This window comes from Brevibacterium linens ATCC 9172 (assembly GCF_900169165.1).
Classification (GTDB): Bacteria; Actinomycetota; Actinomycetes; order Actinomycetales; family Brevibacteriaceae; genus Brevibacterium; species Brevibacterium linens.
The window spans coordinates 1-1,767 of record NZ_FXYY01000061.1; the positions used below are offsets into that span (position 1 = coordinate 1).

The following is a 1,767-nucleotide window of genomic DNA, read 5'->3' on the forward strand; positions in this document are numbered from 1 at the left end:
TTGGTTACCCACCCGATCGCCTGAACCCTTGGATCAAACTGTGTTTGTCCTGGTCAGACCCGGTAGAAACGGTGTTCCGTGAACCTCGTTTCCGGCGGGGCAACGAGATATAACTCTAGACCACCCCGCACCGCCTGTGCAACTCGAAAGCGGAAATTCCGCTGTGACACCCGTCACCGGCCGCAAATGCCCTGTTTCCCGCCCACTTCCGAAGGCACGGCTGCACGGTTCCGGCTTTCCGCCGGGCTCTCGTCGGCGGCAACCGCTTTCCTCACCATGCAGGTGATTCCCAGCGTTTGAGCGTGTCCCGACCCCTACACTGACGGAATGACTCAGAAGGAGCAGCGGGAACGTCTCGGCCGCAACGACCTCGATCTCGAAGACGCCCTCATCGACGAGGCGGCCAATACCGTCTCGGAAGGTGCAAAGCGGCTCAACCGGAAGTGGCCGGAACTCATCATCACCGGGCTCTTCGGCGGCGTCGATGTCGGGCTCGGCATCCTGGCCATGGTGCTCGTCAAGCAAGCGACCGGGTCGACGATCCTCGCCGGAATGGCGTTCGGCATCGGCCTACTGGCTTTGAAGTTGGCGCATTCGGAGCTGTTCACCGAAGAGTTCTTGCTGCCGATCAATGCCGTCATCGCAGGCCAGGCGAATTGGATACAGGTCTTTCGGCTCTGGTCGGTGACTCTCGTGACCAACCTGCTCGGCGGCGCGGTGTTTGCTTGGCTGATCGTCCTTGCGCTTCCGGACTACCACCAAACGCTCGTCGATATGGCGCTGAGCTATATCAACCAGTCATCCCTCGCTGTCATGCTCGCCCTCTCGCTTCTTGCCGGCGCAACGATCACATTGGCGACACGCATGCAGCAGGGAACATCGAACGACACGGTCAAGGCGATCGTCTGCATGATCACCGGTCTGCTGGTGATCGGAGCCAGCATGTTGCATGGAGCCATCAATGCGATCGTCATCCTCGCCGCCATGATGACGGGCGCAGACATTTCGATCCTCGACTTCCTGCAGTGGTTCGGGATCGTGATCCCGTTCAACATGCTCGGTGGACTGCTGATCATCACCCTGCCGCGAATCGTGCGCACTCGCCGCGTGCTCTGGGCAGTGCGCAGAGGCCGCATCTCGCTCGAGGAACTCGAGGAGCAGAGCGCTTGAGTCGTTGAGTCAGGCTCCGCGGTAACCGGGCATCAGCCGGTCGCTGTCGACGATCTGTTTGCCCAGCGGCATGAGAGAGACGGGGATGAGCTTGATGTTCGCCCAGCCGAGCGGGATGCCGATGATCGAGATGAACAGCGGGATCGAGGTGACGACGTGTCCGATGGCGAGCCAGACGCCGGCGACGATGAGCCAGATGATGTTGCCCAAGGTGGTCGCCACTCCGGCCGGGCGGGTTTCGATGACCTCGCGGCCGAAGGGCCAGAGTGCGTAGTTGCCGATGCGGAAGGACGCGATTCCCCACGGGATGGTGACGATGAAGATGCAGGCGATGATGCCGGCGGCCCAGTATCCGAGTGCCAGCCAGAGGCCGGAGAAGATGAACCAGATGATGTTGAGCAGGGTGCGCATGATCTCCTCGTGCGATCGTCAGTCGGTATTCGTTCGGTTATCCGTCATCTGCCAGTCTGCTAGTGTCCTGCGCCGTAAATTCGTGTAAGAAGTTGTAGAATGGAGTATGCCTCGCACCGGTCGTCCGAAAGCTGAACTGATCCTCACCGATGAAGAACACCAGACGTTGACTCGCTGGTCCCGTCG

Annotated in this window: 2 protein-coding genes; one reads left to right on the forward strand and one right to left on the reverse strand. The window is 60.5% G+C overall.

Annotated elements, in window-relative coordinates; translation table 11 throughout:
- Positions 1-327 precede the first annotated feature (327 nt).
- The gene (locus BLIN9172_RS17695) at positions 328-1,170 is read left to right on the forward strand and encodes a formate/nitrite transporter family protein (protein ID WP_101556178.1); all 843 of its coding nucleotides are present in this window, start codon (positions 328-330) and stop codon (positions 1,168-1,170) included.
- Positions 1,171-1,179: 9 nt separating this feature from the next.
- Here BLIN9172_RS17695 and BLIN9172_RS17700 read toward each other — a convergent pair whose 3' ends face one another.
- Positions 1,180-1,581: a YccF domain-containing protein gene (locus BLIN9172_RS17700; RefSeq protein WP_025780405.1), complete on the reverse strand. Its 402-nt coding sequence runs from the start codon at positions 1,579-1,581 to the stop codon at positions 1,180-1,182.
- Between the last annotated feature and the right edge of the window lie 186 nt (positions 1,582-1,767).